This window comes from Pseudomonas sp. (genome assembly GCF_030150285.1).
Taxonomy (GTDB): domain Bacteria; phylum Pseudomonadota; class Gammaproteobacteria; order Pseudomonadales; family Pseudomonadaceae; genus Aquipseudomonas.
Window position 1 is genome coordinate 1 of sequence record NZ_JASLGE010000053.1, and the last position, 21,833, is coordinate 21,833.

The 21,833-nt window shown below is 56.6% G+C and carries 19 protein-coding genes and 1 other RNA gene; 16 read left to right on the forward strand and 4 right to left on the reverse strand.

From position 1 onward, the window contains the following. Positions 1 to 43 precede the first annotated feature (43 nt). Positions 44 to 574: an outer membrane protein assembly factor BamE gene (locus tag Q1W15_RS11610; protein WP_300728444.1), complete on the forward strand. Its 531-nt coding sequence runs from the start codon at positions 44 to 46 to the stop codon at positions 572 to 574. Positions 575 to 641: 67 nt separating this feature from the next. Here Q1W15_RS11610 and Q1W15_RS11615 read toward each other — a convergent pair whose 3' ends face one another. Further along, positions 642 to 953: an RnfH family protein gene (locus Q1W15_RS11615; RefSeq protein WP_300728161.1), complete on the reverse strand. Its 312-nt coding sequence runs from the start codon at positions 951 to 953 to the stop codon at positions 642 to 644. Further along, a complete protein-coding gene (locus tag Q1W15_RS11620) occupies positions 946 to 1,380 on the reverse strand; it encodes a type II toxin-antitoxin system RatA family toxin (RefSeq protein WP_300728164.1) in 435 nt (144 codons plus the stop codon). The genes Q1W15_RS11615 and Q1W15_RS11620 overlap by 8 nt, the downstream gene beginning before the upstream one ends. 221 nt (positions 1,381 to 1,601) lie before the next feature. On the opposite strand from Q1W15_RS11620, the gene smpB reads away from it, so the two are divergent. Beyond that, the gene (gene smpB / locus Q1W15_RS11625) at positions 1,602 to 2,084 is read left to right on the forward strand and encodes an SsrA-binding protein SmpB (RefSeq protein WP_300728167.1); all 483 of its coding nucleotides are present in this window, start codon (positions 1,602 to 1,604) and stop codon (positions 2,082 to 2,084) included. Positions 2,085 to 2,176: 92 nt separating this feature from the next. Here the strand turns inward: smpB and Q1W15_RS11630 are convergent, their stop codons facing one another. Continuing rightward, positions 2,177 to 2,944 carry a GntR family transcriptional regulator gene (locus Q1W15_RS11630; RefSeq protein WP_300728170.1) on the reverse strand — a complete coding sequence of 256 codons (768 nt, stop codon included), beginning with the start codon at positions 2,942 to 2,944 and terminating at the stop codon, positions 2,177 to 2,179. 261 nt (positions 2,945 to 3,205) lie between these two features. On the opposite strand from Q1W15_RS11630, the gene Q1W15_RS11635 reads away from it, so the two are divergent. From Q1W15_RS11635 to Q1W15_RS11670, 8 genes are all read left to right on the forward strand, one after another. Then, the gene (locus Q1W15_RS11635) at positions 3,206 to 4,900 is read left to right on the forward strand and encodes a lactate permease LctP family transporter (protein WP_300728175.1); all 1,695 of its coding nucleotides are present in this window, start codon (positions 3,206 to 3,208) and stop codon (positions 4,898 to 4,900) included. 140 nt (positions 4,901 to 5,040) lie between these two features. Beyond that, complete coding sequence (locus tag Q1W15_RS11640) at positions 5,041 to 5,865, forward strand: (Fe-S)-binding protein (protein WP_300728178.1); 825 nt, start codon at positions 5,041 to 5,043, stop codon at positions 5,863 to 5,865. Continuing rightward, complete coding sequence (locus Q1W15_RS11645) at positions 5,862 to 7,319, forward strand: LutB/LldF family L-lactate oxidation iron-sulfur protein (protein ID WP_300728181.1); 1,458 nt, start codon at positions 5,862 to 5,864, stop codon at positions 7,317 to 7,319. The genes Q1W15_RS11640 and Q1W15_RS11645 overlap by 4 nt, the downstream gene beginning before the upstream one ends. Beyond that, positions 7,319 to 7,990, forward strand: a complete 672-nt coding sequence (locus Q1W15_RS11650) for a lactate utilization protein (protein ID WP_300728184.1) — start codon at positions 7,319 to 7,321, stop codon at positions 7,988 to 7,990. Before Q1W15_RS11645 ends, Q1W15_RS11650 begins: the two co-directional genes overlap by 1 nt. Then, a complete protein-coding gene (locus tag Q1W15_RS11655) occupies positions 7,987 to 10,797 on the forward strand; it encodes an FAD-binding and (Fe-S)-binding domain-containing protein (RefSeq protein ID WP_300728187.1) in 2,811 nt (936 codons plus the stop codon). The genes Q1W15_RS11650 and Q1W15_RS11655 overlap by 4 nt, the downstream gene beginning before the upstream one ends. Before the next feature lie 275 nt (positions 10,798 to 11,072). Then, a complete protein-coding gene (locus Q1W15_RS11660) occupies positions 11,073 to 11,351 on the forward strand; it encodes a hypothetical protein (RefSeq protein ID WP_300728189.1) in 279 nt (92 codons plus the stop codon). Positions 11,352 to 11,423: 72 nt separating this feature from the next. After that, positions 11,424 to 11,821: a transfer-messenger RNA gene (ssrA, locus tag Q1W15_RS11665) on the forward strand. Positions 11,822 to 12,008: 187 nt separating this feature from the next. After that, positions 12,009 to 13,265 (forward strand): integrase domain-containing protein, encoded by a 1,257-nt coding sequence (locus tag Q1W15_RS11670; RefSeq protein ID WP_300728192.1) that lies wholly within the window; start codon positions 12,009 to 12,011, stop codon positions 13,263 to 13,265. A 557-nt stretch (positions 13,266 to 13,822) separates the two neighbouring features. Here Q1W15_RS11670 and Q1W15_RS11675 read toward each other — a convergent pair. Further along, entirely contained in the window at positions 13,823 to 13,999 is a 177-nt protein-coding gene (locus Q1W15_RS11675; RefSeq protein ID WP_300728195.1) for a hypothetical protein, read from the reverse strand. A 92-nt stretch (positions 14,000 to 14,091) separates the two neighbouring features. Between Q1W15_RS11675 and Q1W15_RS11680 the strand changes: the two genes are divergently transcribed. The 6 genes from Q1W15_RS11680 to Q1W15_RS11705 all read left to right on the forward strand — a co-directional run bounded on the left by Q1W15_RS11680 (position 14,092) and on the right by Q1W15_RS11705 (position 21,817). Then, on the forward strand, positions 14,092 to 15,357 hold the full coding sequence (locus tag Q1W15_RS11680; RefSeq protein WP_300728198.1) for a hypothetical protein: 1,266 nt from the start codon (positions 14,092 to 14,094) through the stop codon (positions 15,355 to 15,357). A 247-nt stretch (positions 15,358 to 15,604) separates the two neighbouring features. After that, positions 15,605 to 17,371 (forward strand): ATP-binding protein, encoded by a 1,767-nt coding sequence (locus Q1W15_RS11685; protein WP_300728201.1) that lies wholly within the window; start codon positions 15,605 to 15,607, stop codon positions 17,369 to 17,371. 1,478 nt (positions 17,372 to 18,849) lie between these two features. After that, on the forward strand, positions 18,850 to 20,250 hold the full coding sequence (locus Q1W15_RS11690; RefSeq protein ID WP_300728204.1) for a YfjI family protein: 1,401 nt from the start codon (positions 18,850 to 18,852) through the stop codon (positions 20,248 to 20,250). Next, positions 20,234 to 20,593 carry a hypothetical protein gene (locus Q1W15_RS11695; RefSeq protein ID WP_300728207.1) on the forward strand — a complete coding sequence of 120 codons (360 nt, stop codon included), beginning with the start codon at positions 20,234 to 20,236 and terminating at the stop codon, positions 20,591 to 20,593. The genes Q1W15_RS11690 and Q1W15_RS11695 overlap by 17 nt, the downstream gene beginning before the upstream one ends. Next, on the forward strand, positions 20,571 to 21,551 hold the full coding sequence (locus Q1W15_RS11700) for an integrase domain-containing protein (protein ID WP_300728447.1): 981 nt from the start codon (positions 20,571 to 20,573) through the stop codon (positions 21,549 to 21,551). Before Q1W15_RS11695 ends, Q1W15_RS11700 begins: the two co-directional genes overlap by 23 nt. Then, entirely contained in the window at positions 21,548 to 21,817 is a 270-nt protein-coding gene (locus Q1W15_RS11705) for a hypothetical protein (RefSeq protein ID WP_212797609.1), read from the forward strand. The genes Q1W15_RS11700 and Q1W15_RS11705 overlap by 4 nt, the downstream gene beginning before the upstream one ends. Positions 21,818 to 21,833 lie beyond the last annotated feature (16 nt).

The following is a 21,833-nucleotide window of genomic DNA, read 5'->3' on the forward strand; positions in this document are numbered from 1 at the left end:
GCGTTTACGTTGTCCCAGCCAAGATAGTGGAAGTCGCCCACCGATGCAAAACACCAAGCTCTTGCTAACCAGTTTCACCTTTGTGGGACTGCTCGCACTCGCCGGTTGTTCATTCCCCGGGGTTTACAAAATCGACATCCAGCAGGGCAATGTCGTCACGCAGGACATGATAAACCAGTTACGCCCGGGAATGACCCGCCGGCAAGTGCGGTTTATCATGGGCAACGCCCTGCTGACCGATACGTTCCATCCGGATCGTTGGGATTACTTGTATAGCCTGCAGCCCGGTGGCGGTGAACGCCAACAAGAACGCATCAGTGTGTTCTTCAACCAAAATGACCAGCTCGTCAGTTTGTCAGGCGACTTCAAGCCTGGCGTCAGCCGCGACGAAGCCATTCTGGGCAAAGACGCGGCTACCCGCGTAGTGGAGCCTGCGGCACCTGAGGCCCCCGTCGAACAGCAAGACGCGCCAGCCAAGCCTGGTTCGCTGCTCGATCAAATCCAGAAAGACGTTGATGGCGTTGAAGCTGTTCCGGTTCCGACTCCAGAACCACTGGATACGAGCGAACAATAAACGCTCTTCACACGACAAAAAGCCCGGCACGCCGGGCTTTTTGTTGTGAATCATTAGGTCAGCTGGCTTAAGGCTGGCGCTTCGCCTGCGCCGCTTTGGCTGCACGCTGACGGCGTATTTCCTTGGGATCCGCCAGCAACGGACGGTAAATTTCGATCCGCTCCCCTGCCATTAACACGCGAGTTTCAGGCGCGGACACCTGCTTGCCAAAGATCCCTACAGGGCAATGGTCAAGATCAAGTTCGGGAAAGTCATGCCCGATGCCCGATAGCCGTAACGCAGCACGCACCGTGGTGCCCTCGGGCACAGCAAACGCAAGCAGGCGCTGGCGATCAATGGCCGCGTACACGACCTCGACTTCAATCACTGACTCAGCCATATAACTGCTTGGCGCGCTGGCAAAACGCATCCACCAATGTGTTGGCGGCCTGGTTAAACAGTGGGCCCAAGGTGGCTTTGACGATTGCACCCGCATAATCAAATGTCATGTCCAGGCTGATCTTGCAGGCTTTCTCCCCCAACGGCTTGAACACCCACAGGCCATGAAGCTTGGTAAACGGGCCTTCTTCGAGGTTCATCTCAATGGATTGCCCCGGCAGCAGCGTATTGCGCGTCACAAAATGCTGACTCAGGCCGCCCTTGGCCACGCCCAGACTGGCGCGCATCAGCGACTCGGTGTTTTCGATAATCTCGGCCGATGAACACCACGGCAGAAACTCCGGATAACGCGCGACGTCGTTAACCAGGTCATACAAAGCCTGCGCCGGATAGGGCAGCAAGGCGGAACGTTGAATATGGGTAGTCATGTCAGCGTTAATTCCACAGCTGGGCGGCAAACACCCTCAGGGTGCCAAGTGGCGCATCAAGAAATAGTCAGGACGAACAAGGGCAGCATGATACGCGAGGTAAGAAAATTACGCCCAAGCACTCAAAAATGAGGGCGTATTGTCCGGGAATCAAACTACGTGCTCAAGCACACAGGTTGACCGTAGCCGACTCGCTCGCAACTGCCTATAATGCCGCCCCTATGGCTAAACAAAAGAAACACCCCACAGGGACCATCGCGCAGAATAAAAAAGCGCGACACGATTACTTCATCGAACATCGGTTCGAGGCTGGTCTGGTCCTGGCCGGCTGGGAAGTAAAAAGTCTGCGTGCAGGCAAGGCACAGCTGGTTGACAGCTATGTGCTGCTCAAAGACGGCGAAGCCTGGCTGCTCGGCAGCCATATCTCGCCGCTGACGACCGCCAGCACCCATGTCATTGCCGACCCGACGCGCAGCCGCAAACTGTTGCTTAACCGGCGCGAGCTGGAAAAGCTGGCCGCCGCTGTGCAGCAGAAGGGTTATGCGTGCGTCTGCCTCTCGATTTACTGGAGCAAGCACTTGATCAAGTGCGAAATTGCCCTGGGTAAAGGCAAGAAAGAATACGACAAGCGCCACACTGAGCGCGAACGCGATTCTGACCGTGAGTTGCAGCGCGCAGTGCGCTCCAAGGGCAAGGACGACTAAATCCAGGCCCTAACCGTGTAGGCGCGAACTGGCTCGCGATCTTTTGAAGGTGAAAAGATCGCGAGCCAGCTCGTTCTCACGGTTTTTGCAGGTCACAGCCCATTACGTCGCTCGGCCCGCGCCATGCGCTGAACCTCCTGACGCACCTCCTCCAGCACTTCCTGCACATACAGAAGATGGCGGCTTGCCACTTCCCGCGCATCCTCAGCGCGACCTTCGATAATCGCCAGGTACAACTCGCGATGCTGACTGATCAGCATGTCCCGCGTTTCACTGCGCTGCTTGTACATGCCACCAATGTTGGTCACGACGTTGCGCTTGAGCAGGTCGAACAACCCGCGAATCGTGTGCAGCAACACCGCGTTATGACTCGCCTCGGCAATGGCCAGGTGGAAATTGGCATCAGCCTCACCCTCCTCAGCCCTGCTCACCTCCCCCACCCGCGTGTAACAGTCCTGCAACTGTTCAAAGGCCAGGCGCAGACGCTCGCGATCCATCTCGGTGGCGCGCAAGGCGGCGTAATACGCACAAGACGCCTCCAGCGTGTGACGAAATTCCAACAAGTCGCGCTGGGCTTCGGGGTTGCTCTCCAGTAGTTGCAACAGCGGGTCACTGAAAGTCGAGCCGAGTGACGTCGCCACGTAGTTGCCACCGCCCTGACGGCTGACCAGCAAGCCTTTGGCCGACAATTTCTGGATCGCCTCACGTAACGAGGGTCGCGACACACCGAATTGCTCGGCCAATGCGCGCTCGGCGGGCAAGCGCTCACCCGACTTCAACGTGCCCTCAAGGATCATGCCCTCGAGTTGCTCGACAATATCGTCAGACAAACGGCGCTGACGAATTTGATCAAACCCCATAACTGCTCTCCACCCTCCCGAACACACGCCGGGGGCCACTATTCTCGCTGATTGGCGCGATTCAAACACCTGCCAGAAACACCGTTAAAAACCCCATCAGATGCTGAGCTGGCGATCGCCTGCGACTAAATATTTCTAAGCGGCAAATTGACACATGCCGCATAAGGCTTTTAACCTAGCCAACAACGATTGTAAATTGGTAATACCAGTTTACCAAAGCAATCGAAAGCACTGACCAATAACAATTAGGGGCCACCCCATATGCAAACCTGGCAACAGCTCTACAGCCCGCTCGGCAGTCTCGGCCTGTCCGCACTCGCAGCCGTTATTCCGATTGTGTTCTTCTTTATGGCCTTGGCCGTATTCCGCCTCAAAGGCCATGTGGCCGGTAGCATTACCCTTGCCCTGTCGATTCTGGTGGCGATCTTCGCCTTCCAGATGCCTGTCGACATGGCCTTCGCTGCAGCCGGCTATGGATTTGCGTACGGTCTGTGGCCAATTGCCTGGATCATTGTTGCCGCGGTGTTCCTCTACAAACTGACCGTTAAAAGTGGCCAGTTCGAAATCATCCGCAGCTCGGTTCTGTCGATCACCGACGACCAACGCCTGCAAGTGCTACTGATTGGCTTCTGCTTTGGTGCGTTCCTGGAAGGTGCAGCCGGTTTCGGTGCCCCCGTTGCGATCACTGCCGCACTGCTGGTAGGCCTGGGCTTTAACCCGTTGTACGCCGCTGGCCTGTGCCTGATTGCCAACACCGCACCTGTCGCCTTCGGTGCCCTGGGTATTCCGATCATCGTCGCGGGTCAGGTGACCGGTATCGACGCGTTCAAAATCGGTGCCATGGCCGGTCGTCAACTGCCACTGCTGTCGCTGTTCGTGCCGTTCTGGTTGGTGTTCATGATGGACGGCCTGCGTGGCGTACGCGAAACCTGGCCGGCAGCCCTGGTGGCCGGTTTGAGCTTCGCCATCACCCAGTACTACACTTCGAACTACATCGGCCCAGAACTGCCGGACATCACCTCGGCCCTCGCCAGCCTGGTCAGCCTCACCCTGTTCCTTAAGGTCTGGCAGCCAAAACGTACGGCCGGTGCTCAGATTGCAGGCGTGGCGTCCACGGTGGTGGTGACCGCAAACAAAGGTGGTTTCGGCAAGCCGACCAACCTCATGGCATCGCCTTACACCCTGATGCAAATTCTTAAAGCCTGGTCGCCCTTCCTGATCCTGACCGTGCTGGTGACCATCTGGACACTTAAACCCTTCAAGGCGATGTTCGCCGCTGGTGGTTCGATGTATGGCTGGGTGTTCAACTTTGCCATCCCGCACCTCGATCAACTGGTGATCAAAACCGCGCCAATCGTCAATACGCCGACCGCTATCGCGGCCGTCTTCAAACTGGACCCGATTTCAGCCACCGGCACCGCCATTTTCTTCTCGGCACTGATCTCGATGCTGATCCTGAAAATCGACATCAAGACTGGTCTGACCACTTTAAAAGAAACCCTCTATGAACTGCGCTGGCCGATCCTGTCCATCGGCATGGTGCTGGCCTTTGCCTTCGTCACCAACTACTCCGGCATGTCTTCGACCATGGCGCTGGTACTGGCCGGTACAGGCGCGGCATTCCCGTTCTTCTCGCCGTTCCTCGGCTGGCTGGGCGTATTCCTCACCGGTTCGGACACTTCGTCCAACGCCCTGTTCAGCTCGCTTCAGGCCACAACCGCCCACCAGATCGGCGTGAGTGACACCCTGATGGTGGCGGCCAACACCAGCGGCGGTGTGACGGGCAAAATGATTTCCCCGCAATCCATCGCTGTGGCGTGTGCGGCCACCGGCCTGGTGGGTAAAGAGTCCGACCTGTTCCGTTTCACCCTCAAGCACAGCTTGTTCTTCGCCACCATCGTGGGGTTGATCACACTGGCGCAAGCATATTGGTTAACCGGCATGCTGGTGCATTAATAGCGCTATGGTTACTGCACGATAAAAGACGCCGGGCGGTTTGCCGGCGTCAGCCATTCAAAACCCGGTCTGCCAAGCGGCTGAAGACCTGATTCAGCCGCGGCCACAGACACATAACCGGGACCACCCGGAGACGCCTGATGAGCGAGCTTTTTTACAACGCCGTGCCAAACGCGACCCGCGTTGCCCCGCCCTTGCCTGTACCCCGCCGTTACCCCGCGCACAAACCGGCCAAGGTCTACCTGTTCGGCACTTGCGTGGTCGACCTGTTCTTCCCCGAAGCCGGAATGGACGCCATCCACCTGATTGAACGCGAAGGCATCGAAGTCGACTACCCGCAAGGCCAAAGCTGCTGCGGGCAACCGGCCTACACCTCGGGCTACACCGCACAGGCCCGTGAAGTCGCCCGTTCGCAATTGGCCCTGTTTGCCGAAGATTACCCCGTGGTGGTGCCGTCCGGTTCCTGCGCCGGCATGCTGCGCGAGCACTACGAAGACCTGTTCAAGGACGAGCCCGAAACCCTGAAAAAGGTTCATGCCCTGGCAGAACGCACCTTTGAACTCACCGAATTCCTCCTGTTTGTCTGCAAAGTGAACTTCCAGGACCATGGCGCGCCGGTCAAAGTCGCCCTGCACACCTCCTGCTCTGCACGCCGCGAAATGAACACCCACCTGCACGGGCGCGAAATGCTGGCGCAATTGAGCAACGTGGAACGCATTGACCACAGCCATGAAAGTGAATGCTGCGGTTTTGGTGGGACATTCAGCGTGCGCATGCCGGATATTTCCGGTGCCATGGTGGCCGACAAGACTCGCGCCTTGATTGAAACCGGCGCACACCAAGTACTGACCGCCGACTGCGGCTGCTTGATGAACATCAACGGCTCGCTGGAAAAACAGAAACAAGCCCTGCGGGGTCAGCACCTGGCCAGCTTTCTGTGGCAGCGCACTGGAGGTGGACAATGAGCAACAGCGCACTGATCCCTACCGTGGCCGTAGAAGAAGACTTCCGCGAGCGCGCCCACGAAGCGTTGGGTGACACACAACTGCGAAATAACTTTCGCAGTGCGATGGACTCTCTGATGACCAAACGCGCCGTGGCCTTTAGTGACGCTCACGAGCGCGAGCATTTGCGCGCGCTGGGCAACGCTATCCGCGCCCGCGCCCTGTCCAAACTGCCCGACTTGCTCGAACGCCTTGAAGCCAACCTGACCCGCAATGGCGTGCAGGTGCATTGGGCTGAAACCGTCGAGCAAGCCAACGAAATCGTCCTGTCCATCGCCCGCCGCCGCGCCGCCAAACAGGTGATCAAAGGCAAATCGATGGTCAGCGAAGAGATGGAGATGAACCACGTACTCGGTGCCCAAGGGATTGAATGCCTTGAGTCCGACATGGGTGAGTACATCGTTCAGCTCGACAACGAGAAGCCGTCCCATATCATCATGCCCGCGATCCACAAGAACGCCGGGCAAGTGGCCGACTTGTTTCACGAAAAGCTCGGTGTGGAGTACACCAAAGACGTCGATCAACTCATCCAGATCGGCCGCCGCGTACTTCGCCAAAAATTCTTTGAAGCCGACATCGGCGTGTCCGGCGTCAACTTTGCCGTGGCCGAAACCGGCACCTTGCTGCTGGTGGAAAACGAAGGTAACGGGCGTATGTCGACCACCGTGCCGCCCGTGCATATCGCGGTAACCGGCATCGAGAAAGTCGTCGAAAACCTGCGCGATGTGGTGCCACTGGTGTCACTGCTGACCCGCTCGGCCTTGGGCCAGCCCATCACCACGTACGTCAACATGATCTCCGGCCCGCGCAAGCCCGGCGAACTGGACGGCCCTGAAGAAGTGCACCTGGTGCTGCTCGACAACGGCCGCAGCCAGGCGTTTGCCGACAGCGAACTGCGCCAGACACTGAACTGCATTCGGTGCGGTGCCTGCATGAACCACTGCCCCGTGTACACGCGCATCGGCGGCCATGCCTATGGCGAGGTCTACCCCGGCCCGATTGGTGCCATTATCACGCCGCATATGGTCGGCCTGGGCAAAGTCCCCGACCACCCGAGCGCTTCATCGCTGTGCGGTGCCTGCGGCGAAGTGTGCCCGGTAAAAATCCCTATTCCGGCATTACTGCGTCGCCTACGCGAAGAGAACGTGAAGTCGCCAGACGCCACGCCGCAAATCATGCGCGGCCAAGGCAGCAAGTACTCGCGTAAAGAGCGCTTGATCTGGAACATGTGGGCCAAACTCAACAGCTCGCCCACCCTGTACCGTGTCTTCCTGAAAGCCGCCACCCGCCTGCGCGGGTTAACCCCAAGCAACGTTGGCCCGTGGACACAAAACCACAGCGCCCCTAAACCGGCCGCCCGTTCCCTGCACGACATGGCCCGCGAACACTTGGCGAAAAAGTCGGGAGAACAATGATGAGCGCTAAACAGAACATCCTGAACAAACTGCGCAAAAGCCTGACCGGCACCACGCCGGTGGCCGATAACTTCGACGAAGAATTGGTGACAGCGCCCTGGACCTACACCCCGGAGCAACGCATCCCACAACTTCGCAAGCTGATGGAAGCGGTTCACACCGAAATCCACCTCAGCACTGAACAGGCCTGGCCCGCCCTGCTCGCGCAATTGGTCAGCGACCGTCAGTTGCCCAGCCTGCTCATCGCACCCAGTACCCCACACGGGCAACAAGTGACTGCTCACTGGGCACAACATCCTGAGCTACCGACGCTTAAAGCCTACGACCGCCCGGTTGAAGGGTGGAAAGACGAGCTGTTCAACGACACCCCGGCGAGCCTGACCACCACCTTGGGCGCGATCGCGGCCACTGGCAGCCTGATCATGTGGCCAACACCGGAAGAGCCCCGGCTGATGAGCCTGGTGCCGCCGGTGCATTTTGCGCTGCTCAAGGCCAGCCAAATTCGCGACAACTTCTACCTAGTGCAGCGGGACATGAACTGGGCAGCCGGCATGCCGACCAACGCATTGCTGGTGTCCGGCCCATCGAAGACCGCTGACATTGAGCAGGTGCTGGCCTATGGCGCGCACGGCCCGAAAGATTTGGTGGTGCTGATTTTGGAGGACGCATGAACCTGCCTGCTGCCTTTTTGCGTGATGCCGAACGCCTGATCCCACACGACAGACGCTTCGATGACCCGTTGTCGACCCTGGCTTTCGGCACCGACGCGAGTTTTTATCGGTTGATTCCCAAACTGGTGATTCGCGTTGAGTCCGAAGATGAAGTGGTCGAACTGCTGCGCCTGGCGCGCCGCGACAACGTCTCTGTCACATTCCGCGCTGCGGGCACCAGCCTCTCCGGGCAGGCGATCAGTGACTCGGTGTTGATCGTGCTGGGGGATAACTGGAACGCCAAAGACATTCGCGGCCAGGGCACCCAAATCCGCCTGCAACCGGGTGTGATCGGCGCTCAAGCCAACGCGTGGCTGGCACCGTTCGGCCGTAAGATCGGCCCGGACCCGGCCTCCATCAACGCCTGCAAAATTGGCGGCATCGTCGCCAACAACGCCAGCGGCATGTGCTGCGGCACCGCGCAAAACACCTACCACACCCTGGCGGGAATACGCGTGGTGTTATCCGACGGCACCCGAGTCGACACCGAAGATGCCACTAACATCGCGGCCTTTCGTCAAAGCCATGCGCCGTTGCTCGAGCAATTGGCAACATTGGCCCGTGAGACTCGCGCCAATACTGAATTGGCGGCCAAAATCCGCCATAAATACCGTCTGAAAAACACCACCGGCCTGTCACTCAACGCCCTGGTGGATTTCGACGACCCGTTGGACATCCTCAGCCATTTGCTGGTGGGCAGCGAAGGTACGCTGGGCTTTATTAGCGCGGTGACCTACGACACGGTGATCGACCACCCGAACAAAGCCTCCGCGCTGATCGTATTTCCCGACGTGGAAACCTGCTGTAACGCGGTCACCGTGCTCAAAAGCCAGCCCGTGTCGGCCGTGGAACTGCTGGACCGGCGCAGCCTGCGTTCGGTGCAGGACAAGCCCGGCATGCCCGCCTTCGTACAACAACTGTCGAACAATGCCTGTGCCCTACTGATTGAATCTCGCGCAGCGTCTCAGACATTACTGCACGAGCAACTGGCGCACATCATGGCTTCGCTGGCCGATTTCCCGGTTGAAAAACAGGTCGACTTCACCGAAGACCCGAAAGAAAACGCCAAGCTGTGGGCCATCCGCAAGGACACCTTCCCCGCCGTGGGGGCCGTGCGCAAAACCGGCACCACGGTCATCATCGAAGACGTCACCTTTCCGGTCGAGCAATTGGCCATTGGCGTCAATCGCCTGATCGAGCTGTTCGACAAACACCACTACGACGAGGCGATCCTGTTCGGCCATGCGCTGGAAGGCAACCTGCACTTCGTGTTCACTCAAGGCTTTAACAACCCCGAGGAAGTAGCGCGCTACCAAGCCTTTATGGACGACGTGGCCCAGTTGGTCGCCGTCGAGTTTGGAGGTTCGCTCAAAGCCGAGCACGGCACTGGCCGCAACATGGCACCGTTTGTAGAACTGGAATGGGGCAGCGACGCCTACCAGTTAATGTGGGCACTCAAGCGTTTGCTCGACCCGCAGGGCATTCTCAACCCGGACGTGGTGCTCAGCGAAGACCCGCACATCCACCTCAAGCACCTTAAACCGATGCCCGCCGCCGATGAGATTGTGGATAAGTGCATCGAGTGCGGCTTCTGCGAACCCGTGTGCCCGTCCAAAGGCCTGACCCTGAGCCCGCGCCAGCGCATTGTGATCTGGCGCGATATTCAGGCCCGAAAACGCGCCGGCATCGATACGCGCGAGCTGGAAAAAGCCTACGCCTACCAAGGCATCGACACCTGCGCTGCCACCGGTTTATGCGCCCAACGCTGCCCGGTGGGCATCAACACCGGCGAACTGGTGAAAAAACTGCGGGCACGCACCGCCAACAGCATCAAAACGGCCGACTGGCTGAGCAATCACTTTGCAACCACGCTGCAAGGCGCACGGTTTACCCTGCACATTGCCAATGGTGCCCGGATGCTGCTCGGTGCGCCGCGACTGGCCAACCTTTCTGCCGCCCTCACCAAGGTCAGCCAAGGCCGCGTACCGTTGTGGACCAACGCGATGCCACAACCGGAGCGGCCGATTCGCTTTAGCCCCGCGGTCAAGGATGCACGACCACGGGTGGTTTACCTGCCCGCGTGCGTATCGCGCGTCATGGGCCCGGCCGCTGGCGACAGCGAACAAATGTCGTTGCTGGACAAAACCCGTGGCCTGCTGGAAAAAGCCGGCTACCAGGTGGTGTTCCCGGACAACCTCGACGCCTTGTGCTGCGGCCAGCCGTTTGCGTCCAAAGGCTATGCCGAACAAGCTGAGCACAAACGCCAGGAACTGCTGGGTGCCTTGTTGCACGCCAGCCGTGGTGGGCTCGATCCGATCTACTGCGACACCAGCCCATGCACACTGCGCATGGTGCAGGACCTGGGTGAAACCCGCCTCGACCTATACGACCCGGTACGTTTCATCCGCACCCACCTTGTGGATAAGTTGAACTTCACCCCGCAAACCGCCTCGATCGCCGTGCATGTCACCTGCAGCACCCAGCACCTGGGCGAAAGCCAGGCACTGATCGACATTGCGCGATTGTGCAGCACCGACGTGGTCATCCCGGAAGGCATTCACTGCTGCGGCTTTGCCGGCGACAAAGGCTTCACCACACCGCAATTGAACGCCCACTCCCTGCGCACCTTAAAAGACGCCGTGCAGCACTGCAGCGAAGGGATTTCGACCAGCCGCACGTGCGAAATTGGCCTGAGCCAACATGGCGGGATCGATTATCACGGGTTGGTGTACCTGGTGGACCGGGTCAGCACCCCCAAAACCCTGTAACGCGACCGCACTCGATCTGTTCAACGTCGAAAACGCGCCTGCTAGCACCAGGCGCGTACGGCTTTAGCCCTGCGTCAAACCCGCCTGTTCACACCCTTCCCACGCCTCAGCCATCCGCCCCATTGAAGGCACAAAAAAAAATTGACCCAATGATGGCAAAATACGAGCAGAACTCCGGAGCGCAGCTATAGTCATTTGGCTTGAGGCTCTAACGATTGGGGCCAATAACCGAGCCCGGACCACCGGGCCTAACTGTGTAGAAGGAGCTTCTCCCTATGAAACGTACCGCCCTGGCTGGTCTGTTTGTTTGCGCTGCAATGTTGGCCTCTCCGGCGTTTGCGGAAGAAAACCTCTGCGACACCAACCTTAAGCAAATCGACAACACCTTAGCGACACTGGTTGCAACCAGTGAAAACACCACCGACGACATCCACGCGTTGGTCAAAAAAGCCAAAGACGAAAAAGCGGCTGGCAAAGTTGAAGAATGCATCTCGACCACTACCCAGGCGATACAGCGACTCCAGAACCTCACCAAAGGTGGCGATGACAACTAAGGGCTTGAGGTTGGCCTTCTGCGCCAAATTGGCGTAGACTCCACCGCTTGCTGGTTAAGACCAGCAAGCATCGGGGCCGTTTAGGATTCGACGCTGGTTGCGAAACTCTAGGTGCATGCCGAGTTGGTAACAGAACTCGTAAATCCACTGTTGCAACTACTTATAGTTGCCAATGACGAAAACTACGGCCAGGAATTCGCTATCGCTGCGTAAGCAGCCTTAGATCCTGAGCTTCTGGTACCTTCGGGTCCAGCAATCACCAGGGGATGTCTGTAAACCCAAAGTGATTGTCATATAGAACAGAATCGCCGTGCAGTACGTTGTGGACGAATCGGCTAAAACTTACACAACTCGCCCAAAGCACCCTGCCCTTCGGGTCGCTGAGGGTTAACTTAATAGAAACGGCTAAGCATGTAGTACCGACAGCGGAGTACTGGCGGACGGGGGTTCAAATCCCCCCGGCTCCACCATTTCATCATCTAAAGACGTCCACGGACGTCTTTTTTTGTGCCTGGAATCCAGTGAAATCAAGGGTTTAAGCGCTACTGGGCTCTGCAGAGGTTTTTTGAGTTCCAGCCGTTTGGGTATTCCAAATGGTATTCCAAGCCTTCCGGTGCTATTTTTTGGAATACCAAAACGGTGTCAGAGGTAGCTCTCATGCCTGCTCCAGTCCTTCGCCTCTCCGACCGCCAGCTCAAGGCAGTCAAGGCAAAAGACAAGGATTACGTCCTCAGCGATGGTGACGGCCTCCAGCTCCGAGTCAGGAGCAATGGCTCGATGCTGTGGAATTTCAACTACCGCGAGCCGGTAACCAAAAATCGTATCAATATGGGGCTGGGCACATACCCAGAGCTCTCGCTAGCGAACGCCAGGAAGAAAGTGGTGGAAGCACGCGAGCTGCTTGCACAAGGCATTGATCCCAAGGTGCAACGCAATGCACAGGACGAAGCCAAACGAGCGGAGACGGAACATACGTTCGAGAACGTGGCCACTGCCTGGTTCGAGCTGAAGAAGGACTCCGTCACGCCGGCGTACGCCGAAGACATTTGGCGATCACTTACGCTGCATATATTTCCAGACTTGAAAACAACGCCGCTCTCGAAAATTACCGCACCGATGGTCATCGAACTGCTTCGCCCAATCGAGGCCAAAGGTAGCCTCGAGACAGTGAAGCGACTGAGCCAACGGCTCAACGAGATCATGACCTACGGGGTAAACTCCGGGCTGATTTTCGCTAACCCCCTCAGTGGCATTCGAGCGGTATTCAAGAAGCCCAAGAAAGAGAACATGGCCGCGCTACGACCCGATGAGCTTTCCGAGCTCATGATCGAAATCGCGAACGCCAGCATCAAGCGGATCACCCGCTGCCTGATCGAATGGCAACTGCACACCATGACCCGTCCTGCCGAAGCGGCTACCACCCGATGGGCAGATATCGACTTCGACAAACGCATCTGGACCATCCCGCCGGAGCGCATGAAAAAGCGGCGTCCGCATACCATCCCGCTGACCGAACAGGCACTCGCCTTACTGGAGGCGCTCAAGCCCCACAGTGGCCACAGGGAATACGTGTTCCCGGCAGATAGAAATCCGCGCACCCACGCCAACAGCCAGACCGCCAACATGGCGTTGAAACGCATGGGCTTCCAGGACCGCTTGGTCAGCCACGGCATGCGCTCCATGGCCAGCACCATCCTGAACGAGCATGGGTGGGATCCGGAGCTGATCGAAGTCGCGCTGGCGCATGTCGACAAGGACGAAGTTCGAAGTGCCTACAACCGAGCGGACTACATCGAGCGCCGGCGTCCGATGATGGCTTGGTGGAGTGAGCACATCCAAAAAGCGGCCACTGGTAACCTGTCGGCATCTGCGATCAATCAAACCAGGGACCACAACGTCGTGCCGATACGGTGAGCGCTCACCGGACGCCGCTGGTAACCGAGGATGACTCTCCAGATAGAGTGATGGTTAATTTGGCGACAGCGGCGACAGCGGCGACACCGGCGACAACCCATGTAATACCTGGCCTGGAGCATGGCGACAGAGCTGGCGACTGTCGCCGCTGAAAGTCTTGCTCGTGGGGGCTTTCTCGGCAAAGCCCACGCGAGCGGGAAGGCTCCGCATTCCCACTCGCATGGGCTCTGCGTAATTGCATCTCACTTGACCATTTGCATTGCCACTGACCAGTCGTTTGCATTCGCGCTGATCAGCCGTTTGCAGTTGATGGGTGTCAGCGGGTGCCACTCAGAGCGAGTGCGTCAGCCAAGCACTGAAGGACTGCAACCGGCCAAGAAGCGGTCCCTCGCAATGGAGAACAATTAGCCTTAAGCAGTCGCTCGACACTGCATCTGCTCACCGCTTAAATTCCGCCCCTTGGGCGCACCAATCTCTAAAAATAAGTTTGACGACGGCATCCGCGTGCAACCCTATTGATGCGGCGCAATGGCATCCCGGTTGTGGGAGTACTTCAGTTAGGCGGTAAGCAGGTATGGCATCTGTGCGACCGATGTGATCATGTACAGCAGCATAATGGGATCGACCTCTTCAAGACCGATGGCGCGTCGCGCTTTTTCGATCAACACGAGCGTGCCTTCGTGGCTGGGCCTGATGAGCGTCTCGGCCACCAACTTCAACCGCTCTGAGTCCATAACGGATTCCTGCACCATTAAGTGCGCGATATCTTTTGACGAATAACGTGTTTCGAGCCTAAATTCTGATAACCAGGTGAAAAAGGATAATCATGAATATCTGCAAATGCTTTCAATGCAACACATGTGGCACAAAAATCGATTGCAGAATTGGTATGTCAAACAGAGATATTCAACCATTCCAATTCGCTTGTCCAAAATGTGAAGAGCGCATTTCATTTGTTTTTGGTCAGTCAGATGGTGAATTGCTGGGGGCCACAGAATTGGAGGATTTTGAGGGTCCTTTTAATGGAGCTAATCCTTTTGTTGATTTGCACTTGGATTTTCCAGCTTACTTCGGTGTTTACGTAATGGGCAGGACGACCTTCCTCAGGGTCACGCAAGAAATCGGTCATCAATCGTACCAACACTTGAATCTACGTTTGGACATGCTGAATACGCTCTACCCGATGCAAAATGACTTAAGAAGCATAATTACTCAGTACAAGCGTAGGGATATAGTGAATTTTGAAAAGACTTGCGAAAAAATACCCGGCGCCAGTCTAAAGTCGCGTAAAAAAGAGGATGTGCTAGCCGCGTTGTATTCCGCTACATCCGTAATGTCTTCGCCGTTTACAATCCACGAGCACAATGCTGAAATAAGCACAAAGGCATCTGAGCTATTCATGTGGCTGCACCAATACCACAATGAAAAGACAATTGCATTTATTGACGAAATATTAGGCAATGAATTTCTCAAGAACCTGCACAATGATTGCTTATCTTTATATCCAAAGTTAGTCGCAATGGATTTGCCGTTCCGCTCAGCATTTTTTTACGATTATGCGAACACTGAAAATCTTGGTCAAATTCCCGCTCGAATATCTACAGCTGACTTCGATGTTTGCAGTAACTATTATAAGGATTTGGCAGAAGTTTTCGCTCGCCAACTTACTTTCTTGGCGGGCTTGAACAACCTCATAAAGCGTGGAGATAGTGATCTTTTCGAGCCATCTCTGAAACTGACGAAAGCTCAGAAGGTCAGGCCTGAGCTTGAAAGCCTGAATTCGTTTGCAAACGTAGATCTGGGGAATAAACTGGCGTTTATAGACGACTGCTTTTATCGCATTGACATGGATGCTATTGACAACAAACTCAGGAACGGCATAGCTCACTATAAATACGAATATAAAGAGTCAGCGCAAATAGTAACCTATTACCCCGGCAAAGAAGGTATGAGTCGGGATAAGTATTATGAAATCTCTTTCATGGATTTTATCAGGAAGTCGCTCCTATTGTTCAGGGAGGTTCATAGTATTAATCACATCATGAAGGCAGCGCTTTTTTATTGCGTATTGGTTCTGAAAAAAGAAGTCTAATGTCTTCCCGCGGAGTACAAAACGCACTTTCACTGTTGGCTCATTGCGGCCTGTGACGACAGGCAGCAATAGGCTGCACGTTACCGGTAAGAACGACGATGCCTGTTTTTCAATTTCGATGCGAGATGTGCTTTCCGTGCGCAGGGAGCCATCATTTGGCCATCGCCGTGTAGAATGAGCTGAAAAATCCTTTCGTGCATGTCGTTGATGTGCTCGGGGCCAACAACCTTCCATGATGGAATGCGAGATGCAGCAAGCAAATTTTCAGGTTGACTCCCGACTGGCAACGTTGCTCAGCCAAGATTACTCAACGACAGAAAAAGCTCTTAAAGAGTTGGTTGATAACGCATGGGATGCGGATGCAGAAGAGGTGGTTATCGAACTACCTGAGCCATTGACCGATGGCCCTATTGTTGTACGAGACGATGGCAACGGGATGACTCGCCAGGAGCTTGAGTCTCATTATCTGAAAATTGCATCTGATCGACGGATGCGGACTGATGGACGTACATCAAAAAAGCGGCGTCCGATCAAAGGCAAAAAAGGGATCGGAAAATTTGCTGGGCTGATGTCCGCTTCGGTGATGTGTCTCACCACAATGGCCCGTGGCCAACAGATTTCGTTCACGCTCGGTATTCAGGCCCTTGAGTCGGCGTCTGACATCGAACACTTGACGCTACCGCTTGAGGTGAGCGAATGCAGCTCCGAAGATCATGGAACCTGCGTGACACTGACGCATCTTCGCCAAGGGCTTCGTTACCCAAGCGCTGATCGACTACGCCAAGAACTGATCATGGAGTACGGTCGGCAGAAGGACTTCAAAATTATCATCAATGGTAAACCGCTGGGCATTGATGATCTTGAAGGCGAATTCACTGAAGTGCGGGGTACGTTTCCTGATGCGGGAGATGCAACTCTTCGTTTTGCGATTAGCAAAAAAAAGAGTGGTCTGAGACGCCCCGGTATTACTTTGATGGTGGAAGGAAAGGCAGTCGGCAAGCCTGGTTTTTTTGGGCTGGAGAACAGCGATGAGATTCCTGCTCGTCTGCTGAGAAAGTTGTATGGCGAGGTCGAAGCTGACGGGCTGATGGATTATGTGACAGCCGGTTGGGACTCGGTAATCGAAAACAGCGAGGCCTACCTACAGATCGTCACCTTCGTGCAGGGAAATTTGGTTGAGGCTTTCCGCTCTACGCACGGTATGGAAATGCGGATGGCGCATGCTCGCTTGCAAAAAGCGGTCGCCGGCCGATTGGAAAAACTGCCCCAGCACAAGCGCGAGTTCGCAGATCGAGCAATCAAAAAGGTTTTGAAAAAATATTACGACGAACCTGCTCACAAGGTACAGGCCCTCGCGTTTGTCGTTCTTGAAGCCGTAGAACGCACTGAATACCGCTCTATCGTCGAGCATCTCGCTGAAGCAAATCGCGGCGATATAGTTAACCTTGCTGATGCGCTGGAGAGCTTTGGCCTTGCCGACATGGCCGTTCTGGTCGATCAAGCTAGAGCCAGATTGCAGTTCTTGGACGACTTGGAGCGCCTAGTCCGAAATGAAGGCTGCCTTGAGTCAACGGTACACAAAGCTATAGAAGTGAATCTTTGGATTTTGGGTGCTGCATTCACCATCTTCAGCTCCAATATCACTTTGAAACGGCAGATTGAGGAGCTGCTGAAACAGAAGTACTCCGGAGCGCAAGGCACGACCCGCCCAGACTTGTTGTTGAATGAAAGCTTGCTGGGGGAGTTCTTGCTGATCGAATTTAAGCGTCCCTCGCATCCTTTGAGCTTTGCAGATTACCAGCAAGCAACTAGGTATCGGCATGAGCTTACCGGGTATAGCGCTAAGCCAATAAAAGTTCTAGTAATAGGAGGGCGGATTGATAGCTTCCCGACCCGAGAGCTTGAGCCTGGAGTCAGCTGCCTATTATTTACAGATATTATTTCCACAGCACGCCGACAAATTGAATGGCAGCTTCAACGTGCACCGGGTTTTCCTGGCGCGCGGCTGGTGTAGGCCGTCTCTAGTGGGTTTTGGACAGATTCCTGACTCTAGCCTTCGGAATTCAGCGACCCCGGGACTGCTCGCCATTATGGCTTGTGGCAGCTGATAAAAGGGCTCTGATATCGGGATACCTGTTGCGGCAACAGGCCCGATACAAAAACTGAAGACGGCTTCTGCAATTTTATCTAGAAGCGCGCTGAGCTGCCTGAAACAGGCCCTGGACAGCCTGCATTGTCGAGGGCCTGCAATGTCCACGCGACTGATTCAAGTGGTCCGAGCGCGCTTGCTGCTTTTCGGTGTGCAACTCAATGGAGAGGGAACGCATGACACGGGTCGATGGCCTTACGATCTGGTCGTCCGCTTTTGGCCGATTCTGTTGAAAACAGTCGACCCGGCCTGGCCAGCCATGCATTGAGTGGTGAAAACGCCATTTTTGCACGCTGCTACGTCAAATCTGAGCCCTGAACCTTCTGATTCAACACGCGGATTTCAATCTCAGAGGCGTACTTTTCTGCCGTGGAAATCGAAGCCGACTTTTTCAACAGAATCGGCCGTTCTCCGCCGGTCGTCACTACGGCGTGTGCTGGTCAAGTCGAATGCAAACGGTTGATCAGCACGAATGCAATTGACTGGTCAGTGACAATGCAAATGGTCAAGTCCATGCAATTACGCAGGCTCACATTAAAAACCGACGAACAACCACCCGACCATGAAAAACCACCGACATCCAAGGTATTCCAGCGCTACCGATTGACGCAACAGCTGCCCCCAAAATACTGTTGACCGCGAGCAGAACGAGCGCTAAACCAGAACTGTACCAGCGCTGTCCTCGACAGCACCCAGGTAGCTAGAACCTTTGAGGCTACGCCACATCGTGGTGGTTCACCCCAAGTGCGATTAGCGTCCGGCGGCTCGCACGGTCACAGCGATGTGATGGATGCCTACTTCTCAACTTTGCCCACTGCGGCAACTCAGGCCTTCTCCTGGCTGTTCTGCAGCAACTTATCCGCTTGGCCATTTCTTGCGCCAACCTGCTGCCCGTCTCTTTGCCTCCTAAAGAGACGGGCGCATATCACACTGCTGCAGCCCTGCTCGCACGGGACTTTGCGGCTTTCCCCCTCGTGACAATCGGCGTGACAAACACCGAATGCTCACTCACCACAGCGATGCCGATGATGGTGCCGCAGCCCAAGAAATGGACTGCACCTGACTGACAGTCAGGCATGCCCCGGTCATCACATCACTGCCTTCACCTGACTCAGGATCTCGCGGCATTGGTCTCGTCAGCCAGTGCAGCCTCCACCCGCCCACTTCTACGGAAGTGTCCAGGAGGCCAGGTCATGAGATGCCCAAGCTCCCGGCCGTAAGGAGCCGTCAGTCCCGCGTTAGTGGACAAACCTCACAGGTCGCAGGGGCCTTGATCCCTGATAACACTCAACAACCGTGGCGGGATGAGTGAGGACGAAGTCGATAATCTCAGGAGAATTGCGATGCAACTGTGCGAAGCGTTCGAGCCACCACAACCGTTGCTGGAATATCAGCAGGCGCCACTGTCCTACCCGGTCGAAGCACTGGGGGAATTGTTGGGCCCTGCGGTCGAACGACTGGCCGAGGTGATCGGCGTGCCCTGCGCCATGGCCGCGCAATCGGTGCTGGCCAGCGCTGCTCTGGTGAGCCAGGGTCATGCCAATGTCCAACTCGACGGCCGAACCTATCCGCTGTCCCTCTACCTACTGACGGTGGCGTCCTCGGGTGATCGCAAAAGCGCGGTGGACCATCTGGCACTGAAGGCCGCGCGTGACTGGGAACGACAGCAGTGGACCCTGTATGCGGAAAAGCTCAAAGCCTATCGCGCCGCTACCAACATCATGGCCAAACCCAAAACCTCAAAGAAACACGCGGAGGCGAAAGACGGTGAGCTATCCGAGCCGGTACCGCCAAGACTGATCATTGCAGAACCCACCATTGAGGCTCTGGTCAAAAGCCTGTGCCATGGTTTGCCCAGCATGGGCTTGTTCAATGATGAAGGTGGCCAGTTCTTGGGCAGCAGCACCATGAGCAAAGAGAACCTGCTTAAGGCGATCACCACCTTGTCGACACTGTGGGATGGCAGCCCGATTGATCGGGCGCGCTCCATGGCCGGAGAAAGCCTGCGAGCCTATGACCGCCGCCTCAGCCTGCACCTGATGCTGCAACCCTACCTGGCCAACCAGCTGTTCAAAGACCCGGTGATCAATGGCCAAGGCATCCTCGGCCGTTGCCTGATCAGTTGGCCCGAGCGCCTGGTCGGCCAGCGGCTCTACAAGGCGATTGACCTGAGCCGGGATGCCAAAGTCCAGCGCTACCAACAACGGATCACCACCCTGCTGCAACAGCCTTGGTCGATTCACCAGGATGGTTCACTCAATCCCGCCACACTGGAGCTGACTGCCCGTGCCCGTCGTGCCTGGATTGATATTCACGACACCATCGAATGTCAGTCTGGCGAGTTCGGCGAGCTGGCCGGCATCCAGCCTGTCGCGGGCAAAGCCGCGGCGAATGTACTGCGTATCGCGGGTGTGCTGGCCATGGTTGAAGAGGCCAGTGCGTTGGACGAAGCACACATTCAGCGCGCCTCCACGTTGATGGATTACTACCTGGCCGAGACCCAACGCCTGACCGAACAGGAGCCGGTCAATAGCCGATGCGAAGAGGCAGATCGCCTGCTGCGCTGGCTGGTGCAGAAAGGCTGGACTCACTTCACCATTCGCGACGTCAATCGCAACGGCCCTCGTTTTGCCCGCAAGAGCGCTGACCATACCGCCTCTTTATTGGTCGTGCTGATCACTCATCGCTGGCTGAGCAGCCGCGACGGAAAAACTTTCGAGGTCCGCCATGTTTCGCCTCAATGACGCGGTGCGCCGCTACCAGGCGCAACATCGATCGCAACTAGAATCGCGGCGTGTCGCCGCCTCTGTCGCCACCCTGTCGCCACGCGCCAGGCCAGAAACGAGGCGGGTTGTCGCCACTGTCGCCGGTGTCGCCACACCACCCTTGGAGCCTACCAACCTCGCCCTGCTGATTGAGCAACTGCGTGAGGAAGGGGCACTGCTGCAACACCACGAGAACGCCCTCCTGATCCGCCCGACACACTGGCAGCAGGTGGACAGGCTCAGCCCTCACTGGAAAGCCTTGCTGCTCTTTCTGCAAACCAACGAAAACGGTGATGACGATGGCCCTGGTCGGTCGGCGTGAGGGTCGCAACTTTGGCTATGGCCGCCAGCTGAGCTACGCCGGCCCACAAGCGCTCAAGGATTTGTTTGCCGGTGGCCACTTCGCCACGGTCAAAGCGCATAGTGATCGCTGGCAAGCGTTCGTGCGTTGGTGTCGATCAGAGGACGGCCCCGGTTACGACGATGCGCGTCAGATCGATCGACGGACACTGCAAGACTACGCTGCGTATCTGCGCCAGCAGATCCAGCAAGGTGAACTCTGCATCGCGACCGCGCAGAACCGCCTAAGCAGCGTCAACCGTACCCTCGCTGCGCTGCGTGGTGATCAGGACGTGAGGATCGCCAGTCCGAGCCAGGCGTTAGGCCACCATCGCTCGAGCGTACGCACCCGCGTGCCGGATGGCCAAGATCGTCAACAGGTCCGGCGAGTGCTTGAGGTGCTTGGCGAACAGCAACACGAGCGGGTGGCCGCGATTGTCCTGTTGGCCCGAGCAACCGGTATGCGCCTGCGCGAAGCGATTCTGGCTGACCTGCCACGCTTGCACCGCGAAGCCGAGCACTTTGGCCGCATCAATATCCAGGACGGCACCAAAGGCGGCCGTTCAGGGGCATCAGCGCCGCGATGGGTTGTGGCCAATGACGCGGTGAAGGCGGCGCTGCAGTTGGCTCGCCATGTGTCGCCACCCCATAGCCGCAACTTGCTGGCCCGCGACGAAAGCTACGCCGCGTTCCTGCAACAGACCGTGCTCCCCGCCCGTGAAACGCTACATGAACACAGGCTGAAGGGTTTTCATGAACTGCGCGCGGCCTACGCCTGCGAGCGTTACGAGCAACTCACGGGCCACGCCGCACCGGTCAATGGTGGCCACTGCTATCGCCTTGACCGTGACCTTGATCAACAGGCGCGGAAACAGATCAGCCTTGAACTCGGGCATAACCGGATCGATGTAGTTTCGGCCTACATTGGAGGTCGAGCGTGACCAAGCCCTTCGATATGGCGCTGTTCCTGAGCGGTGTACTGAATGGCTCGCAGGCCACCCAGCAACGACACCTACGGCAAGCCCGAGCCATGCAAGCGGCCATTCAACAACGATGGCAGCGAGACAATCCCTGGACCTGGCAGCTCAAGCATTTGCGCTGGTTTCTCACTCAGCACCTGAAAGACCATTCCGACGCTACCCGGTATTACTATCAACTCACCGCTCTATTGATCTGGAAGCGATTAGGGAATGATAGAAAATACTGATCTACCGCTCGAATTT